The 21,102-nt window shown below is 60.6% G+C and carries 19 protein-coding genes and 1 tRNA gene; 14 read left to right on the top strand and 6 right to left on the bottom strand.

Going from position 1 to position 21,102, the window contains the following annotated elements:
* Nucleotides 1-8 precede the first annotated feature (8 nt).
* Nucleotides 9-1,772, top strand: a complete 1,764-nt coding sequence (locus NATPE_RS10340; RefSeq protein ID WP_006180515.1) for a YcaO-like family protein — start codon at nucleotides 9-11, stop codon at nucleotides 1,770-1,772.
* A gap of 57 nt (nucleotides 1,773-1,829) precedes the next feature.
* On the opposite strand, the gene NATPE_RS10335 is transcribed toward NATPE_RS10340, so the two are convergent.
* Nucleotides 1,830-2,363 (bottom strand): hypothetical protein, encoded by a 534-nt coding sequence (locus tag NATPE_RS10335; protein WP_015299028.1) that lies wholly within the window; start codon nucleotides 2,361-2,363, stop codon nucleotides 1,830-1,832.
* A gap of 128 nt (nucleotides 2,364-2,491) precedes the next feature.
* On the opposite strand from NATPE_RS10335, the gene NATPE_RS10330 reads away from it, so the two are divergent.
* Both NATPE_RS10330 and cmk read left to right on the top strand, forming a co-directional pair.
* Nucleotides 2,492-2,971 (top strand): cupin domain-containing protein, encoded by a 480-nt coding sequence (locus NATPE_RS10330; protein WP_006180517.1) that lies wholly within the window; start codon nucleotides 2,492-2,494, stop codon nucleotides 2,969-2,971.
* Between the two features lie 139 nt (nucleotides 2,972-3,110).
* The gene (gene cmk, locus NATPE_RS10325; protein WP_006180518.1) at nucleotides 3,111-3,722 is read left to right on the top strand and encodes a (d)CMP kinase; all 612 of its coding nucleotides are present in this window, start codon (nucleotides 3,111-3,113) and stop codon (nucleotides 3,720-3,722) included.
* A 4-nt stretch (nucleotides 3,723-3,726) separates the two neighbouring features.
* Here cmk and guaB read toward each other — a convergent pair whose 3' ends face one another.
* Nucleotides 3,727-5,229, bottom strand: a complete 1,503-nt coding sequence (gene guaB, locus NATPE_RS10320) for an IMP dehydrogenase (protein WP_006180519.1) — start codon at nucleotides 5,227-5,229, stop codon at nucleotides 3,727-3,729.
* A 518-nt stretch (nucleotides 5,230-5,747) separates the two neighbouring features.
* Here guaB and NATPE_RS10315 point away from each other — a divergent pair.
* Together NATPE_RS10315 and NATPE_RS10310 are read left to right on the top strand one after the other, a co-directional pair.
* On the top strand, nucleotides 5,748-6,626 hold the full coding sequence (locus tag NATPE_RS10315; protein WP_015299026.1) for a DUF5794 domain-containing protein: 879 nt from the start codon (nucleotides 5,748-5,750) through the stop codon (nucleotides 6,624-6,626).
* A 52-nt stretch (nucleotides 6,627-6,678) separates the two neighbouring features.
* A tRNA-Trp gene (locus NATPE_RS10310) sits at nucleotides 6,679-6,853 on the top strand.
* 260 nt (nucleotides 6,854-7,113) lie between these two features.
* On the opposite strand, the gene NATPE_RS22275 is transcribed toward NATPE_RS10310, so the two are convergent.
* Nucleotides 7,114-7,395 (bottom strand): hypothetical protein, encoded by a 282-nt coding sequence (locus NATPE_RS22275; RefSeq protein ID WP_049897232.1) that lies wholly within the window; start codon nucleotides 7,393-7,395, stop codon nucleotides 7,114-7,116.
* Nucleotides 7,396-7,753: 358 nt separating this feature from the next.
* Between NATPE_RS22275 and NATPE_RS22270 the strand changes: the two genes are divergently transcribed.
* From NATPE_RS22270 to NATPE_RS21410, 3 genes are all read left to right on the top strand, one after another.
* A complete protein-coding gene (locus NATPE_RS22270; RefSeq protein WP_015299023.1) occupies nucleotides 7,754-10,486 on the top strand; it encodes an ATP-binding protein in 2,733 nt (910 codons plus the stop codon).
* A 155-nt stretch (nucleotides 10,487-10,641) separates the two neighbouring features.
* On the top strand, nucleotides 10,642-11,940 hold the full coding sequence (locus tag NATPE_RS21415; RefSeq protein ID WP_006180524.1) for a DNA cytosine methyltransferase: 1,299 nt from the start codon (nucleotides 10,642-10,644) through the stop codon (nucleotides 11,938-11,940).
* 115 nt (nucleotides 11,941-12,055) lie between these two features.
* A complete protein-coding gene (locus NATPE_RS21410; RefSeq protein WP_015299021.1) occupies nucleotides 12,056-14,311 on the top strand; it encodes a DNA cytosine methyltransferase in 2,256 nt (751 codons plus the stop codon).
* 63 nt (nucleotides 14,312-14,374) lie between these two features.
* Here NATPE_RS21410 and NATPE_RS22265 read toward each other — a convergent pair whose 3' ends face one another.
* Complete coding sequence (locus NATPE_RS22265; protein WP_049804862.1) at nucleotides 14,375-14,707, bottom strand: hypothetical protein; 333 nt, start codon at nucleotides 14,705-14,707, stop codon at nucleotides 14,375-14,377.
* Between the two features lie 314 nt (nucleotides 14,708-15,021).
* Between NATPE_RS22265 and NATPE_RS10280 the strand changes: the two genes are divergently transcribed.
* From NATPE_RS10280 to NATPE_RS10270, 3 genes are all read left to right on the top strand, one after another.
* Nucleotides 15,022-15,249: a hypothetical protein gene (locus NATPE_RS10280; protein ID WP_241432731.1), complete on the top strand. Its 228-nt coding sequence runs from the start codon at nucleotides 15,022-15,024 to the stop codon at nucleotides 15,247-15,249.
* Nucleotides 15,250-15,449: 200 nt separating this feature from the next.
* Nucleotides 15,450-15,878, top strand: a complete 429-nt coding sequence (locus tag NATPE_RS10275; RefSeq protein WP_006180528.1) for an SPW repeat domain-containing protein — start codon at nucleotides 15,450-15,452, stop codon at nucleotides 15,876-15,878.
* Nucleotides 15,879-16,066: 188 nt separating this feature from the next.
* Nucleotides 16,067-16,459 (top strand): SPW repeat domain-containing protein, encoded by a 393-nt coding sequence (locus NATPE_RS10270; RefSeq protein WP_006180529.1) that lies wholly within the window; start codon nucleotides 16,067-16,069, stop codon nucleotides 16,457-16,459.
* Nucleotides 16,460-16,552: 93 nt separating this feature from the next.
* Here NATPE_RS10270 and NATPE_RS10265 read toward each other — a convergent pair whose 3' ends face one another.
* A complete protein-coding gene (locus tag NATPE_RS10265) occupies nucleotides 16,553-17,542 on the bottom strand; it encodes a hypothetical protein (RefSeq protein ID WP_006180530.1) in 990 nt (329 codons plus the stop codon).
* 111 nt (nucleotides 17,543-17,653) lie between these two features.
* Here NATPE_RS10265 and NATPE_RS10260 point away from each other — a divergent pair, with 111 nt between their 5' ends.
* A complete protein-coding gene (locus NATPE_RS10260) occupies nucleotides 17,654-18,247 on the top strand; it encodes an NADPH-dependent FMN reductase (protein ID WP_006180531.1) in 594 nt (197 codons plus the stop codon).
* On the opposite strand, the gene NATPE_RS10255 is transcribed toward NATPE_RS10260, so the two are convergent.
* Entirely contained in the window at nucleotides 18,248-18,889 is a 642-nt protein-coding gene (locus tag NATPE_RS10255) for a hypothetical protein (protein ID WP_006180532.1), read from the bottom strand.
* A gap of 464 nt (nucleotides 18,890-19,353) precedes the next feature.
* Between NATPE_RS10255 and NATPE_RS10250 the strand changes: the two genes are divergently transcribed.
* Nucleotides 19,354-19,884, top strand: a complete 531-nt coding sequence (locus tag NATPE_RS10250) for a hypothetical protein (RefSeq protein ID WP_006180533.1) — start codon at nucleotides 19,354-19,356, stop codon at nucleotides 19,882-19,884.
* A gap of 133 nt (nucleotides 19,885-20,017) precedes the next feature.
* A complete protein-coding gene (locus tag NATPE_RS10245) occupies nucleotides 20,018-21,064 on the top strand; it encodes a DNA-methyltransferase (RefSeq protein WP_006180534.1) in 1,047 nt (348 codons plus the stop codon).
* Nucleotides 21,065-21,102: the final 38 nt, after the last annotated feature.

Raw genomic sequence — 21,102 nt, 5'->3', positions numbered from 1 at the left:
CTAGGGGTATGCAAATCCACGTCGTGGGTGACGGTCCGGTCCGCGAAGCGGTCGTCACCGCGCTCGAAGACGTCGACGTCGGCGTCCGGGAGGCCGAGGCGTCCGCGATCGGCGACGCTCGGTTCGCGGTCGTCAGCGACGTCGCCGGCGCGGCGACGTTCGAACGGGCCAACGAGGCCGCACGGGCTGGGGATACCCCCTGGATCGCCGTCGAGATCGGCGGCGTCGGCGGCCATCCGATCCCGGCGGTCGACGCCGCGATTTCGGGGTTCGCCCCCGCGACCGCCTGCTTTGACTGTCTGCGCGCCCGCGTCGCGTCCCAGCTCGAGGAGCGGGCCGACGGCCCCCAGGCCGATCGGAGCGCGGCTCGGCTGGCCGGGGCCGTCGCCGGCCGGGAGTGTGTGCGCGTCCTCTCGGGCGACGAGCGCTCGATTATGGGCGCGGTCCGGGAGCTGCCCTACGCTCGCCGCGAACTGCTGCCGGCCCCCGGCTGCGGGTGTGCCGACGGTCACCAGGACCGGTCCCTCGAGCGCGACGACGCTGACTCGCTCGGCCTCGAAGCGGCCGTCGAGGCCGCCGAGCGGGCGATCGACGATCGGATCGGCCCGGTCGGGAGCATTGCCGAGGTCGAGTCGTTCCCGTCGCCGTACTACCTCGCGACGATCGCGGACACGACCGCCTACAGCGACGCGAGCGCGCCACGACAGGCCGCGGGCGTCGCCGACGACTGGAACGCCGCATTGATGAAAGCCGTCGGTGAGGGCCTCGAGCGCTACTGCGCCGGCGTCTACCGCGAGTCGGACTTCGTCCGCGCGAGCGAGGGCGCCCTCGAGAACCCGGTTCCACCGACGGAGCTGGTCCGGCCTGACGACGGACCCGCCTACGACCCCGCCGCCGAACACCGCTGGGTTCCGGGCGAGGACCTCGTGAGCGGCGAGCAGGTTCACCTGCCGGCGGCCGCGGTCCAGTTCCCCCAGCCCGGCCCGGCGCTGGTCCCGGCGATCACGACCGGGCTGGGACTCGGCTCCTCGACGGTCGACGCGCTCGTCTCCGGGCTGACCGAAGTCGTCGAGCGCGACGCGACGATGCTCGCGTGGTACTCGACCTTCGATCCGCTCGGGCTGGCCGTCGACACCCCGGCGTTCGATCGCCTCGAGCGCCGTGCGGAGAGTCACGGCCTGTCGGTGACGCCGCTGCTCGTGACACAGGACGTCGATGTCCCCGTGGTGGCCGTCGCCGTCCACCGGAATACGGCAGCCCTCGGAGACGGTCCGGTCGCACCCGACGACGACGCGTGGCCGGCCTTCGCGGTCGGCTCGGCGGCCGGCCTCGACGCCGCGGCGGCCGCGACGGCAGCCCTCGAGGAGGCGCTCCAGAACTGGATGGAACTGCGGAGCCTCGGCTCCGACGAAGCGGACTCGGCGGGCGGCGAGATCGGCACCTACGCCGCCTTCCCGGAGCGGGCGCGATCGTTCGTCGACGTCGAGTCGACGGTGCCGGCCGAGAGCGTCGGTCCCGATCCCGTCCCGACCGGCCGGGACCGGCTCGAGGCGTTGGTCGATCGGGTGGCCGACGCGGGGCTGACGCCCCACGCGGCGCGGCTGACGACCCGGGACGTCGAGCGGATCGGGTTCGAGGCCGTCCGGGTCGTCGTCCCCGGCGCGCAACCGCTGTTTACCGACGCGCCGTACTTCGGCGAGCGCGCCGAGACGGTTCCAACGGATCTCGGCTTCGAACCGCGCCTCGAGCGGGCGTTTCATCCCTATCCCTGACGCGTCGCTGTTCGGCCGTTCTCTCCTCGAAAATCGTTTCCGGGCCGCGTCAGCGAGTTATGCCGACCCGTCCGAGTCGGGAGTCGTCTCGTTCGTTTCGGTCGCGTTCGTCGAGTCCCCGTCACTCACGTTCGATTCGTTCCCGGCAGGGCCGTCCGGCGGTTCGGACGGCGGTGTCGGCTCCCCGTCGGCCGCCTCCCCGCGTTCGATATCCAGTATCAGGTCGTCATCGGTAATCCGAACGGTCACGAGTTCGGTCTCGGGCCTGAGCGTCACCTCCCTGCTCGTTCGGTCGCCGTCCGCGTCCACGAACTTGGTCACCCGGAAGCTCTGCTCGATTGCATCGAGATGCGGTGCCGACACCGTCTGGTCGGGCGTGACGGTGTAGCTCTCGTCGTAGGTCTGTCGGTCGGTCCCGGACTCGTAGGCCTCGAGGACGATGTTGTAGTGACGGTCGGCCTCGCTTTTGATCTCGAGCGGGATCAGTCCCTGAAAGCTGCCCTGATAGTGTTCCCGCAAGGTATCGAGACAACCCGATAACCCGGCGACGGCGGCCACCCCGGCGGTTCGAAGTACCGTACGGCGGTTCACGTGGCTATCTCAGGCTTGGACGACCGTATGCGTTACTCTTCGGTACCGGGTCGCCGTCGGCTCCGATCCCCCATGCGTCAGCCATCGACACCCACTGTCTTTTTGGTCCACTATCCTAACTATCGTTCATGGAGAAAACAGCGATCGACGACGTCGAGATCGAAGTCAACCCGATGGACGTCCATTCGGTTCGCCGGCCGATTTCGGACGCGCTCGGCTTTACCGACTTCGCGATGAACTACTTCGAACTCGAGCCCGGCGAGTCGTTCTCGGGCGGGATGCACACTCACCACGATCAGGAAGAGGTCTTCTACGTCCAAGAGGGGACCGCGACCTTCGACACGGAAGACGGCGAAGTCATCGTCGACGAGGGCGAGGTGATCCGGTTCGAGCCCGGCGACTTCCAGACCGGCTACAACGACACCGACGAGCAGGTCGTCGGCTTCGCCTTCGGCGCACCCAAATCGAAACACGACTGGGACCAGCTCGAGTCGCTGGTCTACTGTCAGGAGTGCGAGGAGGAGATCGGCCACGGTCTCGAACTCACCGACGACGGCAACTTCCGTCTGACCTGTACCGAATGTGGCAACACGTTCGTTCCGCCGTAACGGGGCGACACGGCGATTTAGTGCCGGCGTGAACTCGGCGGTCGACCCCGTCGATGACGCTCGTTCTCACCGATCCGAGTGCTTTCGCTCCCGAGGAAAGAGGGGAAAATTGTTCACTGGGGACTGAGAGTATCGACGTATGGCTGCACAAGAGGGTTCGACCGTCGATATCGACACGTCGCTTTTTATCACCGTCTCCGGACCGCCGGGTTGTGGAGCGACGACACTGTGTGAACAACTCGCCGACGCGATCGGCTGTCCCTACGTCTCCGGCGGCGAGGTCTTCCGGGAACTCGCCGAGGATCGCGATATGAGCCTCAACCAGCTCATCGCCAAGGCCGACGAGTCCGACGAGATCGACCGCGCACTCGACCAGCGGCTCCAGCAGATCGCCGAGAAGTGGGGCATGTCGAACAAGCCGTTCATCCTCGAGTCGCGACTCGCGGGCTGGATCGCCGGCGACCGTGCGGACCTACGACTCTGGCTCGACGCGCCGGAAGCCGTTCGTCTCGATCGAATCGACGACCGCATCGAGACCGAGGCGGAGATGCGGGTCCGCGAGGTCAGCGAGGCCGGCCGCTACGAGTCCTACTACGAGATCGACATCGACGACCGGGAGTTCTACGACCTGCACATCAACACGGCCCGCTGGAGCAAGCGTGCGGTCTTCACGATCGTTCGGTCCGCGATCGAGGAGTACGATCCCGAGATCGACGAAGGGGCGTTCCGAACGCCGCCGATGGACCCCTAAGTGATTACTCGCTGTCGGGCGAGTAGTTGGGCGCTTCGTCGGTGATGACGACGTCGTGGGCGTGGCTCTCGGCCTGTCCGGCCGAGGAAACCCGGACGAACTCGCTGCGCTCTTTGAATTCGGGGATCGTCTCGGCACCGACATAGCCCATCCCCGACTGCATGCCGCCCGCGAGCTGGTGGAGTTCGGACTTGAGCGTTCCCTTGTAGGGGGTCGCCGCCTCGACACCTTCGGGGACGTATTCGTCTTCCTCTTCGGGTTCGTCCTTGAGATAGCGGTCGCCGTCGCCGGATTTCATCGCGCCGACCGATCCCATGCCGCGGTACTGCTTGTACTTCTTGCCGTTCATCGTGACCACGCGGCCGGGCGCTTCGTCGGTGCCGGCGAAGTACGAGCCCAGCATGACCGCGTCCGCGCCGGCGGCGACCGCCTTGATCGCGTCGCCGGAGTACCGGATGCCGCCGTCGGCGATGACCGGGACGTCGTGTTCGGCGGCCACGTCGGCCACCTGTGCGACGGCCGTGATCTGGGGCATGCCGGAGCCGGAGACGATACGCGTCGTACAGATCGAGCCCGGCCCGATGCCGACCTTCAGTCCGTCCGCGAAGTCGACGAGATCCTCGGCCGCCTCGCGCGTACCGATGTTGCCGACGACCACGTCGGCGTCGACGGACTCCGTGATGTCTCGAGCGCCGTCGATGACGTTCAGGTTGTGCGCGTGCGCGGTGTCAATAAAGAGGACGTCCGCGCCGGCCTCGTCGGCCGCGACCGCGCGGTCGTGTTCGAACGGGCTGACGGCGACGCCACAGCGGAGTCGGCCGTCCTCGTCGCGGACCGCTTCGCCGTACTCGCGGCGCTGAAGGATGCCCTGCATCGTCACGAGCCCCACGAGGAGGTTCTCGTCGTCGACGACCGGAACGCGCTCGATCCGGTGTTCGTACATCAGATCGAACGCCTCGCGGGCGTCGATGTCCTCGGGGGCCGTGATGACCTCGTCGGTCATCGCCTCGGTGACCGGGTCGTCCTCGTTGACCTCGAGGTGGGGCCGGATGTCCGTACTCGAGATGATCCCCAGGACTTCGCCGTTCGTGTTGACGACGGGCGCGCCGCCAACGCCCTGCCGGGCCATCCGTTCGTCGACTTCGCGGACGGACATCTCGGGATCAGCGGTGACGACCTCTTCCAGCGGGATGATGAGTTCGTCCGCGCTCTTGACGCGGCCGATCTCCTCGACCATCTGGTCGACGTTCATGTTCCGATGGAGGACGCCGAGCCCGCCGTGGCGGGCCATCGCGATCGCCATGTCGCTCTCGGTAACGGTGTCCATCGCCGCCGAGAGGATGGGAACCGAGAGTTCGACGTGTTTCGAGACGTGCGACGTGAGGTCGGCGTCGTCGGGTTCGACGCGGCTCTCCTTGGGGCGGAGAAGGACGTCGTCGAAGGTTAGCGCTTCCGGTACCTGCAGTTTCGAAGAATAGGGCTCGTGCTCGGGAACGTCGTTCGCCATGTAAGCCGTCCGTGGTCCCCGGGGAAAAACGTTGCGAGACAAACCCGGCTGTGAACGGTTGACGAGTCACTCAACGGGCGATTCGACCCGGTCCGGTCGTCGGCACCGTAGCGCCGCTCGAGCCGTCGCCCGCGTTCCGACCGGTCGCCCGTGTGTCCCGGCGGCTCGTTCCCGTGGTCCTGAGACGAACGCCCACCGCGAGCGCAGATCCGTCCGCTTTCGTCCACATCTGTGCGTCGTCGGCGGGACGATCACCGAGTCGTGGAATCGTTTCTCACACAACGTTTATTGACAATCCCCCCGTCTTGCCGTGTATGTACGCTGTGAGTGCATTCGACGCCCGGACCGCCGGTCTGACGAGTTCCGACTCCGTCACGACGATGTTCGGGAATTTTACAGCGAAACTCACAGCTCGAGGCCCTAATCCGAATCTGATCGACTGGCCCACGGACCAGTCGGTGCGGGACCGCCCGTCCTCTTACCCATCGGCCTCGGGTCATGGCCATCGACCCTGACCGATGAGTACGTCCCAACACCCAGTCGCGCTCCAGATGGAGCGTATCGTGGGGGGCGACGCCAGGCTCCTGGCACTCGTGATGATGCTGCCGTTAGTCGACGGCGTCTTCCCCGCACTGATCCTGGCCGGCGCGCTCGACGAACCGCTCGGGGCCCTTCAGATCGGATTGCTGATCTTCGGTGGCAGCGCCACCGTCGCGGTCATCCTCGCGGAGATGGAGGGGTCTCCCCGCGAGCAGGCGACGGTCGTCTTGCTGGTCGGGCTCCCACTGATCCTGCTGGCGGCGGTGCAGGCGGCGTTCGCCCCGGCGATCGCGAGCGTCATCGACATCGGCATCTTCGAGCGGTTCGCGGCGCTGGTCATCGCCACGATCGCGGCCCAGACCGCCAGCGCGACCATCGGCGAGTCCCTCCCCAACCCCGTCGTCGTCATCGGGTTAGGGCTGGTCGCGAGCGTCGACCCCTCGGGGGCGGAGTTCGCGGTGTTGACCGACCCCGCCCTCGTCGCGAACGCGACGCTGGCGGCGGCCGTCGGCGTCGGCTTCGCGCTGGCCATCGCGCTCTCGGGCCCCTACCTCCGGGAGTACATGGACATCGATCGGTTCCGCTTCGGCAGCGCCGTCGCCCTGGGCCTGCTCCCGCTGTCCCTGCTCGGGATGGCCTTCGGACAGGCCCCGCTGGCGGCCCTGATCGTCGCCGGCCTCTTCGCCGTCGATATCCCCTTCCGCACGGGCGAGGACGAGGACTCGAGCCCCGACGGGAGCGCAGCCGCCAAGATGGACGCGCTGGCCGACGGCGGGGACGCGACGGAGTCGCCGGCCGTCGACGGCGAGTCCGCGGACGACGGGACCGATACGCCGGGCCGTGCCCCGTGGCTGTAGGGCGATTCTGAATCGAAACCACTTTAGGGATCATCACCCAACGAAGACTCGAGGGGTCGTGGCCAAGCCAGGCATGGCGGCTGACTCCAGAGGCAACGCGCCCGGGACGACACTCCAGACTGATATACTGATCGGGCACCTGATCAGTGTCCGTGTGATGACCCTCTGGAGTTCCGAGGCGCACCGGAGATATCAGTAGATCGGGGGTTCAAATCCCTCCGACCCCATATTTCTGCGCCGAACAACCTCGTGAGGCGCAGGTATGTAATTCGGTGGGATTTGAATCAGGGAGCAGCTTTGCTGCGACCGTGGTTCAAATCCCTCCGACCCCATCTTCTCGCCGCTCGCAAACTCGCGAGCGGCGCGTATTGGACGAGGCGGATTTGAACGAGACTGCGGTTCTGCAAACGTAGTGAGCAGGTTCGCAGGCGTTGTTCAAATCCCTCCGCCCCATTCGAGACAACGGAAGTGAGTGACGGTCTCGAGTTTACGGCAGGTAGATCCCACGAAGAACGGGACCACGCTCGAGGCCGACGAGAACGGCGACCCGCCGGACGTGAATCGAGACGATCCGTTCCAGACTGAAGGCCGATAGCGTCGGAACTGTCGCGACGATCGCGAGTGAGCCCCTCGAGAAGTGGTCGACGTCGGGGAACGATCCGACGGTCCTCCGCGGCGTCGAGCTGATCTGGAAGACTCCCGGCGGCAGGACTGAAACCGGATTCGTCGGCGCGGTTGCGGATCGGTGAACCGGCTTGGGTAGTGGCAACACTCTCAGGACCCCTCTTTTCTGCAAGTTCGGTTGACTACCACGGTTTCGTCTGTAACTCTGGGTGTAGCCAGTGGCTCGAGGGCGGGGGCAGCACCGCGATCGCACGGCAACGCCGGCGGGGTCGTTTCGCGCTTCGCGCGAAAGACCCCTTGGCGGCTGTCGCCAAGGCGACAGCGCCAAAAAATTACAGCGTACCTCCCTATCACAGTACGTAGAACTCCAGTTGAAGCACACGAAACAAGAGTCAGGATATTCACGACAGTAAAAACAGCCTGTCATCTATGGCCATTAGATTAAACAATAGGTTCGATGCCCTCATGTTTATTAGAATAGAGATTAGAGACGGTATATCATAATGTCTGGCAATTTTGAGGGGGAACTTTCCAGAGAATTTGGAACCGAATTTCTGATGGCTGAATCTCCTAAAACGGTTGGTGAGACCATTGAGAAACTTGAAGAACAGTTTAACGTCGAATGGCGAGCGCTTGGACGAGAGCCCAATAATTATGGAACGGTACAGACCCAAGCCAGTAGCCCAATGCCATGCTTTGTGGAATTAAAGGCCAATGCAGATGATGCTGTACTAATCAGAGGGTTTGAAGAAAACGCCCCCGATGGAGCGGATCCAGACGAATATCCAACAATGGCAGATGCTGCAGAAGAGTTTGCGCCTGATGATGGAGAAATCGAAATTCTCGCGGATGGAACAACGCCCACAAATGGAAATGTTCTGAATTTAACTGTCAGAGATCATGGATGTGGGCAACCCCCAGATCGGTTTGAAGATACCTTCCTCGGACTTCATACGCCGGGGGTAATTAAACAGAATTACAGCTTTACCCAAGGACAATATGGCATGGGGGGAACTGGAGTACTCCAATTCTGCGGCGATCGACATAGAGGTTGCTACAAATTTGTCGCCTCAGCATCTCATCAAGAACCCGGAAACTGGTCGTGGAGCTTAATCCGACAGAATCGGGAAGCTAACCAGTATGAATACTGTTTAGTAGATGGTGAAATTCCGCGATTCGATGGTGAATTTGGTCAATCACTCGTAGAAACAGTTCCAGGGGCGGAGACAGGTGATTATGGCCAAGAATTTGGCTCATTCGTCAAGGTGTATGACTATCAAATGGATGTCTCTCGTGCAGACATATCTGGCCAAGAGGGATTCCTATACAAATTCGAACGATATGTTGTTGAATCCCCGCTTCCGGTCACAATGACTGAAACACGCGACTACAGCACCAGTGTCACTCAAAATTCCACTCGAGGATTCCTACCAACGTTAAACGAACCTCGAAACGAGAAACTCCTGAAAGGAACAGAGACCCTCAAATATGACTTTACAGATGTCGGTTCTGAAATCTTAGGAGAACGTGATATCGAGGTGTTCCTATTCAAAGACGAGGACGAACTCAAGGAGCAAGAAACGACGACCCGGTCGAAAAGTCGTTTCCTGCAGAAAACCAGTGGACATAGAGATATGACTGGCCGTACTGGTATCCATAAGAAACATGCGGTGATGTTCACAGTGAATGGCCAGACCCATGGTGATCAGGGACTAGGATTCCTAAAGAACCAGTGTGGATACTCGAAAGTCGCACAAGATACTGTGGTGATTGTTCGATTTGATGACTTTGCAAACCCCGATATGTCTGATCTCTTCAAACCAACTCGTGATCGACTTCAGGAAGGGAAAGAAGAGACTAGATGTCTGAAAGAGGGACTCAAGGACGCTCTCAAACAGAGCGATATGCTGACCGACGAAGAGGACCGTCGGCGAGCGAAACGGGGAACCAATGATGCAGAATTCGACACTGAATCGTTCGAAGACTTCGTGAACGAGAATCCTGAATTTGCGTCATATGTGAGTTCTGGTCGAAAAATATCTGGCCCTCGTCTCCACCCTAAGACCGAAACCACTGGAGAAGGTGATGGTCCTACGGTCGGAGCCGGAGACGAAAATGATCATCCCGGTGATGTTGAGTCAGAAGACCCTGACTCTTTGATGCTCCCCACGTTCCTTACTGGGATTGAGGAGTATAATCCGGACGGAGATCATGTACTCTGGGATGAATCAGACGCTGGGACAATGCAGGTGGAAGTACCAATAAACAGACGACGTAAAGTCAGGTTTGCTACTGATGCTCAAGATGATTATCTCACCAGAGACATTCTGTCTGGTGAGCTAATAGCATCGCATTCGGATCTTGTCCGCGTTACCGAGATCCACAACGGTGTGCTTACTTTGACCATCGAACCGCTAGAAGACGCTACCCCTGATGAGTCCCGGATGATGACTATTCGTCTTACACGACCAACGCTGGATGAGGAACTCCTATCTGAACTTGATTATTCGCGAATCGATGCGAATGAAGATACAATTCTTGAAAGCGACGACCCCGTACTCGAATGCTATCGGACTCTCTGTCCGGAACCGAGTGAAGCAGATAAAATCGATTCAGTCGATACGAGCCCGCTTTATGGCCACGTAGAAATAAAGTTCACCGAAGAAGAGGAAGAAAAGGAGCCCCCCACGCCATCAGATTCTAATGGTGGTTCGGATACAGGCGGAGGAGGCGGAGATGGGAACTCTGGGACTGACGAATCTGATGAGGGACTCGCGATACCTACCATCCACACGGTATACGAGAAGCACTGGAATTTTGATCCTGATGCTCCGGATTTCAATCCAGACGAACTCGAGATTGATGAAGATGAATTTGATTCAAGCATCGCTCGAGAGTTCGATGAAGACGTGATCATGCGTATGGATGAAAGTCTAAACGGGAAGATCAGTGGACTCACAATAACTCTCAATATGGATGCTGCTCCCCTGCGATCGTTCATCGTCAACAGAAATATAAAAGAAACATACAAGGAGTATGTCGAGGATCACTACAAGAACGCAGTCGTCTTTATGGCAATCAGTCAGTATCGTGAACTCAAAGATAAGCGTGAGGGCGAATTCGAAGAGAAAGAAATCGGCGTCACAGGCATCATTGAAAACTCGATTGATGGTATTGGTCAAATTCTCATGCCAATGCTCTTTACTGAAAATGAGATCGAGCGATTAGCCGACTGAGAACCTCAGTATTCGATCCTCTGTTTCCAATAAGCGTAGAAATTGAACCACTGTTGGCCTGACATGCAACCATCGGAAGGCACGAAGCCATTTGCAGCAGTACGACAGTACCTGACTCGAAACCGTCATTAGGACTGATGAACCACAGTCTAACAATGTCAGACCACCTTACTGCGATTGATCTTTTCTGTGGTGCAGGTGGGATATCTGCAGGGCTCAAAGAAGCCGGGTTCGACATCCTGTGGGCTGTCGATAACGATGCGGATGCGATCAAGACTCACCGTCACAACTTCCCAGATACAAAATACGGTGCGATAACCGGAGATATGACTGAGTTGGATCCGGAAGTTGTCCTAGATGACATTGAGCCTGGGGAGCTAGATCTGATTGCTGGTGGCCCCCCATGTCCGACCTTCTCTATGATTGGACGCTCAAAAATCAGGTCTCTCGATGATAAATCACCTGAATCAGACGATCGCCATCAACTGTATGAGGACTTCCTCCGTTTTGTTGAGTCCCTTTCTCCTCGGGCATTCCTAATGGAGAATGTTACCGGTATGCTCTCCTCAACTGGGGCGAACGGTGATTCCATCGTCGATATCATTTGTAATCAGATGGAAGAACTCGGCTATACAGTAGATGTCCAGAAAGTAGATGCCGCGAATTTCGGAGTGCCACAGCATAGAACGCGATTGTTCTTCATTGGACAACGAGAGGATACAGATCGAATTGACCTCGAGAACTGGGAGACCCACCGTGAGCCCAAGAATGAGAAGGAGCGGAATATGAAGCTCCGGACCGAACCGGACGCGTTTCATGACACTACGCAGAGTACTATAACGGACTTCGGTGTGGAAATTGAGGAGTTTGAACACGATTTTCAAGAGCATCCAGCTGAAAAGCAGCCGTATGTGACAGTTGCTGACGCAATCATGGATCTACCCCCCCTCTCACCTAGTGGTGGGATGCCTCCAAAGGAATCAACTGACTATACCGTACCCGCTCTGACGAGATATCAGGAATGGGCACGAGACCTACCAGAGGGCACTGACTGGAAGGATGCTAACCTGACTAACCATAGCTCGCGTGGGCATAATCTCAAGGATTTAACTCTGTACAAGATCCTTGGGGAGGGGGTTGGGTGGAATATTGGTGATGTGGCTTCCACTCTTCAGCCGTACCGAGACGATATTTTCACTGACAGCTACAAAAAACAGCACCCGAATGAACCAGCATCAACCATCGTGGCTCACCTCCAGAAGGATGGCCACATGTTTATTCATCCTCGAGAAGCTAGATCTCTTAGTGTCCGAGAGGCTGCCCGTCTCCAGTCATTTCGAGATTCATTTGAATTTCCAGTTTCCAGAACGAATGGTTTCCGCCTCGTTGGAAACGCCGTCCCACCCTTGCTTGCCAAAGCGATTGGGACAGCAATTCGAGATGAATTGCTCTGAGTTAGTCTTGCCAGAAATTAATACAGGCTTCAGTCCTCTGATTCAGAATTAATTACGCGTCATTAGGAATGTTGATACCAGGAAATATTTATACTCCGGTGAGAAACGGTTTTTCATGTCAAATCGGGGTGTGTCCTGCGGTTCTCTTTCTATCCCGCCTGCTGTCCGCAATGCACCAACAAAAGAGCAAACCCTGCATCAAGAATTCCTCCTAGACCATCTTGATTTTATTACTGACGTACTAACTGCCGAACAGATTCACCGCAAACGTGACCTTCCCGCTTGCTGTCCGCACGCTACTCCTGAAACGCTCGCTCGAAGTCGTGGGACGGACGAGACATATCCATGTCGGTATACAGAGATCCACAACCCATCTGGAGACACATGTCCAGGTGCAATCTGTGAGTGTGGGGATTCACTCTCAGGAAGTGACGATCCACTTGACGCGGTGGCCGCCGTAGCGCTCGTCGAATCAAATAAACCAGCTAGCTATCTCTATTTTGCAAAGAAAGAACGTCAACTTGTTGCGGATCTTCGTGAAAGGTTTGGAACATGGGGAAACATCGCTGATCTAAAACAACAAACGCTTAATGATTATTTACACGAACACCCGTCAACCACTCAGGAAGATAAAATCGGTGCTGGTATTCTATCGGCCCTTCTTGAGGACGTCGCCGCACTTCAGTACACTGAGGGTGTTACCCTTTGTAACTTCAGTAGACTGCAATACGATCGATTTCAGGAGGAATTAGCTGCACTCCCTGGAATCGGGGAAGACGATGCATGGTGGCTCTTGCTCACTGCCTTCGATAAACCAATCTGGCCGGCCGACCCTCAAATTGACTCACTCCTCTGTTCCTTCGGCCTTCTCACACCAGAAGAAGCGGAAACCAGCACTACCAGACACAAATTACTTGAAAATGAGATCACGGATCGGTTGCTCCCTGTTCTCCACCGTGCGCTGGCAGGACATGCTTGTACAGGAGGAGTCGGTCAGTGTGAAGAGGACTGTGAGATCAGACAGTTCCTACTCTCACATCGGCTCCAAGTCCAGCAAAGGGAACAAACCAATCTAACAGCGATAGATTTGTTCGCGGGAGCAGGTGGTTTCTCCTGTGGACTCGCACACAGCGGATTTGATATGCAGTGGGCGATTGATTTTAATGAATATGCAACAGCGACATACCGTCTGAATCATCCAGAAATACCTCATCGAAATATCGTCTGCAGTGATATCCGTGAGACTGATGCTGCAGAGCAAATCCGATCAACAGTCGGGGAACCCGACCTCGTAGTTGGTGGTCCTCCTTGCCAGTCCCTATCGCTTGCTGGCTATCGATCTCGCTTGGCAGCAGATGATGACTACAGTACCCTCGATGATGAACGGACTTCATTGTACGAAGAATACCTTGATATCATCCGTGAGCTGCAGCCCAAGGCCCTTGTAATGGAAAATGTTGAAGGAATCATGACTGAAGTTGGGGACACGGGTGTTCGTGTAATTGATCGTGTCCTTGAAGGGTTTGAGGATATTGCTGCAACTTCTGAATATGGATACGAAATACAGTTTGATCTTGTTGATCTCTCTAAACTTGGCCTACCCCAATCACGTGATCGGGTCATCTTGATCGGTGTCCGTGAAGATATCCTTGAGAATGATTTCCAGATTGAATCGATATTCGAAAACCTTGGAGAGGATCAATCCTGTAAACGAACTCTTCGACAAGCACTTGCGGGACTTCCGAAACTACTTCGTGGCGAAGGAGGACGCGTAGTTGCCGGCAAACAGCCAGGTAGTCCAAGCGACTACATTGCCGAGAACTTCATTGCTGGCGATACTGATCTCTCATTCAACCACCGGGCGCGTGAACACCCTATGGAGAAAGATCAACGTCTGTTTGAGGAGGCACTTGATCCGGGCGACACGGGGTGGGACGTGAAGTACAAGAAGGATGATGAATATTCTGACTTGATAGAATATGATGTCGGGACAGAAGAAAACCCCCGATTCAAAGATAAATACCGGATGCTAGAGTGGAACGAACCTGCACCAACAGTCGTAGCACACTTAGCTAAGGATGCCAATAGTTTCGTTCTTCCCGATTATTACGAACACGTAGTAGATGACGAGGATAGAGCAAACAAAGAACGATACCGAGGGATTACACCTCGTGAGGCTGCTCGATTACAATCATTCCCTGATGACTGGATCTTCTTAGGCCCGTTCACGAGTTGGTTCCGCCAAATCGGAAATGCTGTCCCACCAATGGTGGGTCGTCAAATTGGCAACCTGCTCACGCCAATGCTCGCTGATGAAACATCAGTCCAAACTGATAGGGAACTTCCAGAACCCGCGACTTCTGATGATTGATTAGTAGGGGAGAACGGCAGTGTCTAATCGATCAATTCTGTCTCAGATCGGCGTTTATACTAGTTAGAAAATCGAGTCGGTCGAGATCTTCGCCTGTTCGGTCCCGCGGTGATCACCGCCTCCGTGCCACCGGAGTAGCGGGAGATCACTCGAGCGGACCATCTTGTCCCGAAGGATCGTACAGCCCGAACGCCCATGTGGCCGGTAGACAACGAAACAGTACCAGCCGTCGTGACGCCGGAGTTTCTCGTGGTACTCGCGATAGACCTTCCAGTTACCAGGCTGGCTGTCCGTGTGTTCGTGCATCGTACTCTTGATTTCGACCGGCGTCCCGTTCCCGAACTGGGCGTCGTGCCAGCTCGCCCGCTCGAGGTCGAAGTGGCGCTTCTCGGCCATGCGCTTCTCGACGGTGGTGCCGAAGTGATTCGCGCGCTTCGAGCGGTTCGCGGTTCCCTCCGGTCGTCTCGCCAGCGTCGAGCCGTCGTGTGAATCGTCGGTCGTCTCCGAGTGACCGATAGGTTCCGCTACTTTCGGGCCGAACGGGTCATTCAGTACGTCGCACCCCAGTGGATTCTGGGGTCGTGTGTGCAACTATTCGAACATGAACTGTATTGCCAACGGCTGTTCGTAATCACATTCGAATATACGGTTGTAACTCGAACTCAGAGCCACGACAATCTATTTATGTGCTGTGGTATATGTTTGCACGCATGAGTATCGATCGTCTCCGCGATGACCTACTGATCGCTGTGGCATTAGCGGAGTTTTCGTACCGCCATCAGGACACCGACTCCGAATTGGCGAGACAAGCGTGGATTCTCGCGGCTGAAATGCTGGATACGTACGACCTTGATTCGTATCAGAGCATCGACGCCCTGAGAGCGGTAGCCGAACTCGAGCCTGCTGGTGTCTCCGAGCCCCCGATCGACGTGGAGTGACACGATGTGTCGTGTTCTCGTGGCCGTTCGGAGTCGGTGAGACTGAGAGCCGCGTCGATCTCGCTTAGAATCCGTCCTGTGCGTCATCCCATAGTTCGTATTCGCCACCGGCCGGCCCGCACCCCGAGCCGGTATGAACCGCCCGACGACTGCAGGCACTGTCGTTATGCCCGACACTCGGCTACCCTCGGCTGAGAAACATGAGCGACGCATCCGAAACCGAACGCCGGACCCGCACCGACTACAACTCGCTCAACACCGACGTGATGCAGTGGATCAGCGCCCTCGCGGCGCTGCTTGGCCTGTATCTGGTCGCGTCGCCGTTCCTGCTCGAGTCGACGGACGCGGCGGTCTGGAACGACACGCTGATCGGGACGGCGATCTTCCTGACGGCCGGCTACAACTTCTACCGGCTGTCGAAGGACCGACTGGCCAGCGTCGGGGTCGCGTCGCTGACGGTCCTGCTGGGGCTGTGGGCGCTCGTCTCGCCCTCGTTTATCGACATGGGCGGCAACGCGCTGGCGACCGGGACGGCGATCTCGGGGCTGCTCGTCGCGGCCCTCGCGGCGTACAACGCCTACGCCAACAATAAGGCCGACACGCCGGAGCGTGCGCGAGCCCGGGCCTGAGACGGCTCGTCGTAACGGTTGCCCGGTGTAACCGCGCCCGTCCTGTGGGTGCCTCGGCAATGACTTCCGGCGGTCCACGTGATCCGGTCGGTAACCGCCGTGACTCCGCCGGATACCGGCGCTGCTCGAGTCCCCGTCGCGAGGAATCGCCGCTGCTCTCATATGCGTGGCTGTCAGTAGTACCGAATATGAGTACCCACCACGCGGACGATGCGGCGGTACTGGTCGAACGAACGGCGGGACTGACCGCGGTCTTGGGGGCGTTCGTCATGGTTTCGACGGCGGTCTTTACCATCACCGACACGCTTGGTATCCACAACGTCCTCGCCGGCGCGCTCGTCGCCCTACTGGCGTCGGCTCATGCCTACCGGACCGGCGAGCAGCGATCACCGAGCATCGTCCTCGCCGCGGTGCTGACGCTGCTTGGCGTCTGGATCGCGGCCGCTCCCTACGTGATCGCTTCGTCCCAGACCCTCGCCGTCGGGATCAACGGACTGGCCGGCGTGTTCATCGCGATCCTGTCGCTGATCGGGATCTACGGGAGCGTCCGAACGACGGGCGCGTCGGCCGCGAGTGCGTAGCGTCGTCGCTGTCCCCACGGTCCGCCGTCGAGGTCAATGGGCCGACACTGATTTTTCGCCCGCTCGAGCGATCGCCGACGCAGGCAGCCCGTTTCAGGCGACGAAGAAGACTGCGATGGCGACGAGGATGAACGCGGCTTTCAGCCCGACGTTGACGACGATCACCTTCGTCCCGAACGACGCGCCCCAGATCCCGAACTGGAACGGGATCGAGCGCTTGACGGTCCCGATCGTCAGCGACACGAGGCTGCCGACCAGCAGCGTGATCACCGCCTGATCGGGCGTCAGGACGTCCCCGATCAGCGGCGCGACCGTGATCGCGCCGGTCGTCGGGTCGACTAGCGAGACGAGGATCACCGGCACCGCCGCGCCCGGGAGGCCGAGCAGGCCGGCGATCGGGTCGACGGCTGCGGCCGGCTCGGTGATCCCGACCCCAGCAAGCGCCTCGAGGATTCGATCGGCGTACTCGAGTGCGAGAAAAACCACCGAGTAGACGACGGCCAGTCGGGGCACGATCGAGCGGAGTCGCTCGAGCGTACTCGTGCCGGCGGCGCGGAACTTGTCGCGGGTCGTCCGGACCTCCTCGTCGGGCGTCTCGGGGTCGAGTGCGTGGGGGTCGTACTCGTAGCCACGGAGGAGGACGGCACCGGCGAGCAGGCCCACGAGCGAGATGCCAAGCGAGATCCCCGCACGCGCGCCGACGTACATGAGTCCGACCTGGACCCCCAGGATGGGGACGAGGACCGGGCCGTAGTAGGTGAAGATGTGCTGGACGAAGCCGAAGAACGTGTTGATGACGACGGCGATCAGCGTCGCGCGGTCGTCCAACAGCCCTTCTTCGCGGAACTCCGCGAGCATGCCGTAGCCCGCGGTCACCGAGACGGTGTTCGTGAGGACGGCAGTGCCCACCTCCGGGGGGAGGTTCGCCGGCTCCGTGAGATAGCGCCCGACCCGGGCGACGACCGTGACGAGACCGTACTCCACCGCGAGGTTCGCCAGCCCGACGCCCGCGCCGATCAACAGCGTGATCGTCACCACGCGCGGGAGCGCTTCCTCGAGGAGGACCGAGACGACTGTCTGCACGGCGGCCAGTTCGGAGCCCGGGAGGAAAGGGCCGTCGGATCGTGCGACGCTCTCCTGTCAACGAGCGTTTCTTTCGGATCGCTTTTCCCGCTGCCGGTCGTCCGACGATCCATGAGCGACGACGACGTTCGCGTGACCGCACTGTGTGGCAGTCTCCGCGACGGAAGCCACACCCGGACCGCGCTCGAGCGGGCGCTTGCAGCCGCCGAGGGGGCCGGTGCGAGTACCGAATTGCTGGACCTCCGCGGGTACGAACTACCGGTCTTCGATGCGGATCGGGACCGGGAAGACGCCGGCGACGCAGCGACACTGGCCGCACGGGTCCGGGATGCGGACACGGTCCTGTTGGGGTCGCCGATGTATCACGGCTCGTACTCGTCGCCGCTGAAAACGGCGCTTGACTACTGCGGGTTCGACGAGTTCGAGGACACGACGGTCGGTCTGCTCGCGGTGTCGGGCGGTGCCTTCCCCGTGACGGCCCTCGAGCATATGCGGTCGGTCTGTCGGGCGCTGAACGCGTGGGAGATTCCCCACGAGGCGGCGATTCCGAACGCCGGCGACGCGTTCGACGGCGGCGAGTTCGTCGATCCGAAACTGGCCACGCGGGTCGAGACGCTGGGACGGCGGGCCGTCCAGTACGCGACGATCGAGCCGGATCCGGACTCCTTCGAGAGCGATCAGAACGTCGGTGCGGAGGGGAAGTGATCAGGTGCCCAGGAGCCGCTGGAACCGGCGTTGGTGGGCAAGAACGGCCGCGAGGCCGAACGCCGCCGCGCCGAGGTGGACGGCCTCGAGGCGGACGACGACCGTCGTGATCCCGAGCGAAATCGGCCCCGAGGAGAGCGTCCAGCCGGTAAACCAGGCGGAGGCCAACAGCGCGGCGGCCCCGAGCGCCAACAGCAGGCCCGGGCCGACGAGCCAGCCCGTCCGGTAGCGCGCGTAACGATCGCAGACGCGTCGCTCGAGGCGACACTGCGCGGTGAGGACGGCGGTCAGGACGACGGTCGCGACGGCGACGCCGGCCACGTCGCCGACCAGTTCGGCCACGAGCAGCCAGCAGATCCAGCCGCCGGTGAGCAACAGCGGCGCGGCGAGTCGGTGCGGTTGCAGGAGATCGCCGAGGTCGCCGATCGTCGCGTCGACGACGACCGTCCTGAGGAGTGCGCCACAGAACAACACCCCGAGCCCCGCGAGCGCGGTCGTCGTCGTCCGTGAGCCGACGACTAACCCGAACCAGAGCCCGACCCCGAGCGTTTCCACGGCCGCGGCCGAGAGCGCGGCCGTCACCCCCACGACGCGTCGTCGCGTCGTCCGGCCGAGAACCTCCGTCCGGCGGATAACGCTCATGTCCGGTCGTCTTTCGGGGGAGCCCTTTCGTTATGGAACCCGTTCGACGCGGTGACCCGCGGGAAAGCGGCCGACGCGGTTTTATAGGTCGGGAAGGGTCGGCTTTCTCGCCCCTCGAGGGAGGCCGGATCGACGCGCGAGGATCGTACCGCCCTCGCTGGCCGTCGGGGCCGTCGTCCGCCCCCCCCCTGCCCGGTCGAGACGCGGCCGCGCGATCGATGGGTGGGTCGGCGGCGGCGTTCGCGAGCCGTCTCGCCGGGTGGGAGTCTCGGCTCGCGTTCCGAGCCGATCCTGGTGGGTCGTCCGTCGCGGCCACGCCCGTAACGCCGGTAGTCGGGCCGACGGTAGACTTCGGTTGTCCCCTCGCTCCGAACGGTTAGCCGGTGTCTAACGCGGGCGGACCGTGTCCGAATCGAGGGAAACGGTGGATAGAACTATGTACGGCGGTGTGGTCGTGGCGGATTATGCCCGAGACGGAGCAACAGGACAGGACGCTATCGGAACTCGTCGTCAAGGAAGCGATCACCAAGGGGATGGACTCGCCGATGCGCGAGTCGATCCTCGAGGCCGTCGAGGAGTCGGAGGGCGGACGCTCCGGCGGGCGGCTGCCGCTCGCGGGGGCCCTGTTCGGCCTCGGTGCGGCGCTTGGCTTTCTGGCGGGGCGGAACTCACCGGAACTCGAGGAGTCGCCGATCGAGGACATCGAGGAACCCGAGATCATCGAGGACGTGATGGAGACGACGGCCGGAACGAGCGAAACGGGCGAGGAAACGACCGAGACGGACGAAACCGGGGGCGGCTCCTCGGTGTTGCCGCGGCTCCTGCTTGGCGTCGGACTGCTTGCTGGGGCCGCGATCCTCCGTCGTCGGCTCGCCGGCGACGAGGAGGCCGAATGGGAGCCGATCGAGGAGTTCGAACCCGCCACTGGCGGCGAGGGCGACGAACCCGAGGAAGCCGAGGCCGAGTCGGGGGCGGACGAAGAGACCGAAGAGTAAGCGCGAGTCGCCTTCGGTCCTTTTCGTCGCAGTCAGTTCGTGCCCACAACCGGGCCGTTAACGTCGCCGCAGTGGCCCGCGGTCGCGGCGGTGACGAAGGAGCTAAGGGTGCGACGCTGACAGTGTGTAGCCAATGGAAACGACCCACCGCGTGTTCGTCGGCGACGCCCGCGATCTCTCCGCGGTCGACGACTCGTCCGTCGAACTCGTCGTCACGTCTCCCCCCTATCCGATGATCGAGATGTGGGACGACCTCTTTACCGATCTCGATCCGGCCGTCGGGGACGCGTTAGACGCCGGCGACGGGCGGGCGGCGTTCGAGGCGATGCACGCCCAGCTCGACCGGGTCTGGGACGAACTCGAGCGGGTGTTGATCGACGGTGGGATCGCCTGTATCAACGTGGGTGACGCGACCCGATCGGTCGACGACAGCTTCCGGGTCTACCCGAATCACGCTCGCGTCCTCTCGGCGTTCGAGGAGCGGGGGTTCGATCCGCTGCCGGACGTCCTCTGGCGCAAGCCGGCAAACAGCGCGGCCAAGTTCATGGGCAGCGGGATGATCCCGCCAAACGCCTACGTCACGCTGGAACACGAGTACATCCTGGTCTTTCGGAAGGGGGGACAGCGGCGCTCGTTCGAGCCGGGGGCCGACCGCCGGTACGAAGCCGCCTACTTCTGGGAGGAGCGCAACCGCTGGTTCTCCGACGTCTGGACGGAGGTCACCGGCGAGCTACAGGCGCTCGAGGACGACGAACTCCGGGAGCGGTCCGCGGCCTACCCTCTCGAGATCCCCTACCGGCTGATCTGTATGTACTCGGCCTACGAGGACACCGTTCTCGACCCATTCTGGGGGACCGGGACGACGACGCTGGCGGCGATGTGTGCCGGTCGCAACTCCATCGGCGCGGAACTCGAGTCGGCGTTTCTCGAGACCTTCGACGACCACCTTGAGGAACTCCCGTCGTTGTCCCGGTCGGTCGGCCGGACGCGACTCGAGCGCCACCGCGAGTTCGTCGAGCGCCGCCGCGGAGAGGGCGAGTCCCTCGAGTACGAGGCCGAACACTACGAGACGCCGGTCATGACGGCGATGGAACGGGAGATTCGGCTGTGGGAGGTTTGCGAGGTCGTAGACGCCGCCGACGGGTACCGCGCCGAACACGCCCCGCTTTCCCTCGAGTAGGCGAGCCGACCGGCGCGAGCGAGCCGACGCCGGAACCG

The sequence above is a fragment of the Natrinema pellirubrum DSM 15624 genome, assembly GCF_000230735.2.
Classification (GTDB): Archaea; Halobacteriota; Halobacteria; order Halobacteriales; family Natrialbaceae; genus Natrinema; species Natrinema pellirubrum.
Note: the sequence above shows the minus strand (reverse complement) of the source record. Positions and strands in the feature narration are given on the sequence as shown.

Excerpts from the sequence above, each read along its gene's own strand:
- NATPE_RS10340 (WP_006180515.1), top strand. The coding sequence starts at position 9 with ATGCAAATCCACGTCGTGGGTGACGGTCCGGTCCGCGAAGCGGTCGTC.
- NATPE_RS10330 (WP_006180517.1), top strand. The coding sequence starts at position 2,492 with ATGGAGAAAACAGCGATCGACGACGTCGAGATCGAAGTCAACCCGATG.
- cmk (WP_006180518.1), top strand. The coding sequence starts at position 3,111 with ATGGCTGCACAAGAGGGTTCGACCGTCGATATCGACACGTCGCTTTTT.
- guaB (WP_006180519.1), bottom strand. The coding sequence starts at position 5,229 with ATGGCGAACGACGTTCCCGAGCACGAGCCCTATTCTTCGAAACTGCAG.
- NATPE_RS10315 (WP_015299026.1), top strand. The coding sequence starts at position 5,748 with ATGAGTACGTCCCAACACCCAGTCGCGCTCCAGATGGAGCGTATCGTG.
- NATPE_RS22270 (WP_015299023.1), top strand. The coding sequence starts at position 7,754 with ATGTCTGGCAATTTTGAGGGGGAACTTTCCAGAGAATTTGGAACCGAA.
- NATPE_RS21415 (WP_006180524.1), top strand. The coding sequence starts at position 10,642 with ATGTCAGACCACCTTACTGCGATTGATCTTTTCTGTGGTGCAGGTGGG.
- NATPE_RS21410 (WP_015299021.1), top strand. The coding sequence starts at position 12,056 with ATGTCAAATCGGGGTGTGTCCTGCGGTTCTCTTTCTATCCCGCCTGCT.
- NATPE_RS22265 (WP_049804862.1), bottom strand. The coding sequence starts at position 14,707 with ATGGCCGAGAAGCGCCACTTCGACCTCGAGCGGGCGAGCTGGCACGAC.
- NATPE_RS10280 (WP_241432731.1), top strand. The coding sequence starts at position 15,022 with ATGAGTATCGATCGTCTCCGCGATGACCTACTGATCGCTGTGGCATTA.
- NATPE_RS10275 (WP_006180528.1), top strand. The coding sequence starts at position 15,450 with ATGAGCGACGCATCCGAAACCGAACGCCGGACCCGCACCGACTACAAC.
- NATPE_RS10270 (WP_006180529.1), top strand. The coding sequence starts at position 16,067 with ATGAGTACCCACCACGCGGACGATGCGGCGGTACTGGTCGAACGAACG.
- NATPE_RS10260 (WP_006180531.1), top strand. The coding sequence starts at position 17,654 with ATGAGCGACGACGACGTTCGCGTGACCGCACTGTGTGGCAGTCTCCGC.
- NATPE_RS10255 (WP_006180532.1), bottom strand. The coding sequence starts at position 18,889 with ATGAGCGTTATCCGCCGGACGGAGGTTCTCGGCCGGACGACGCGACGA.
- NATPE_RS10250 (WP_006180533.1), top strand. The coding sequence starts at position 19,354 with ATGCCCGAGACGGAGCAACAGGACAGGACGCTATCGGAACTCGTCGTC.
- NATPE_RS10245 (WP_006180534.1), top strand. The coding sequence starts at position 20,018 with ATGGAAACGACCCACCGCGTGTTCGTCGGCGACGCCCGCGATCTCTCC.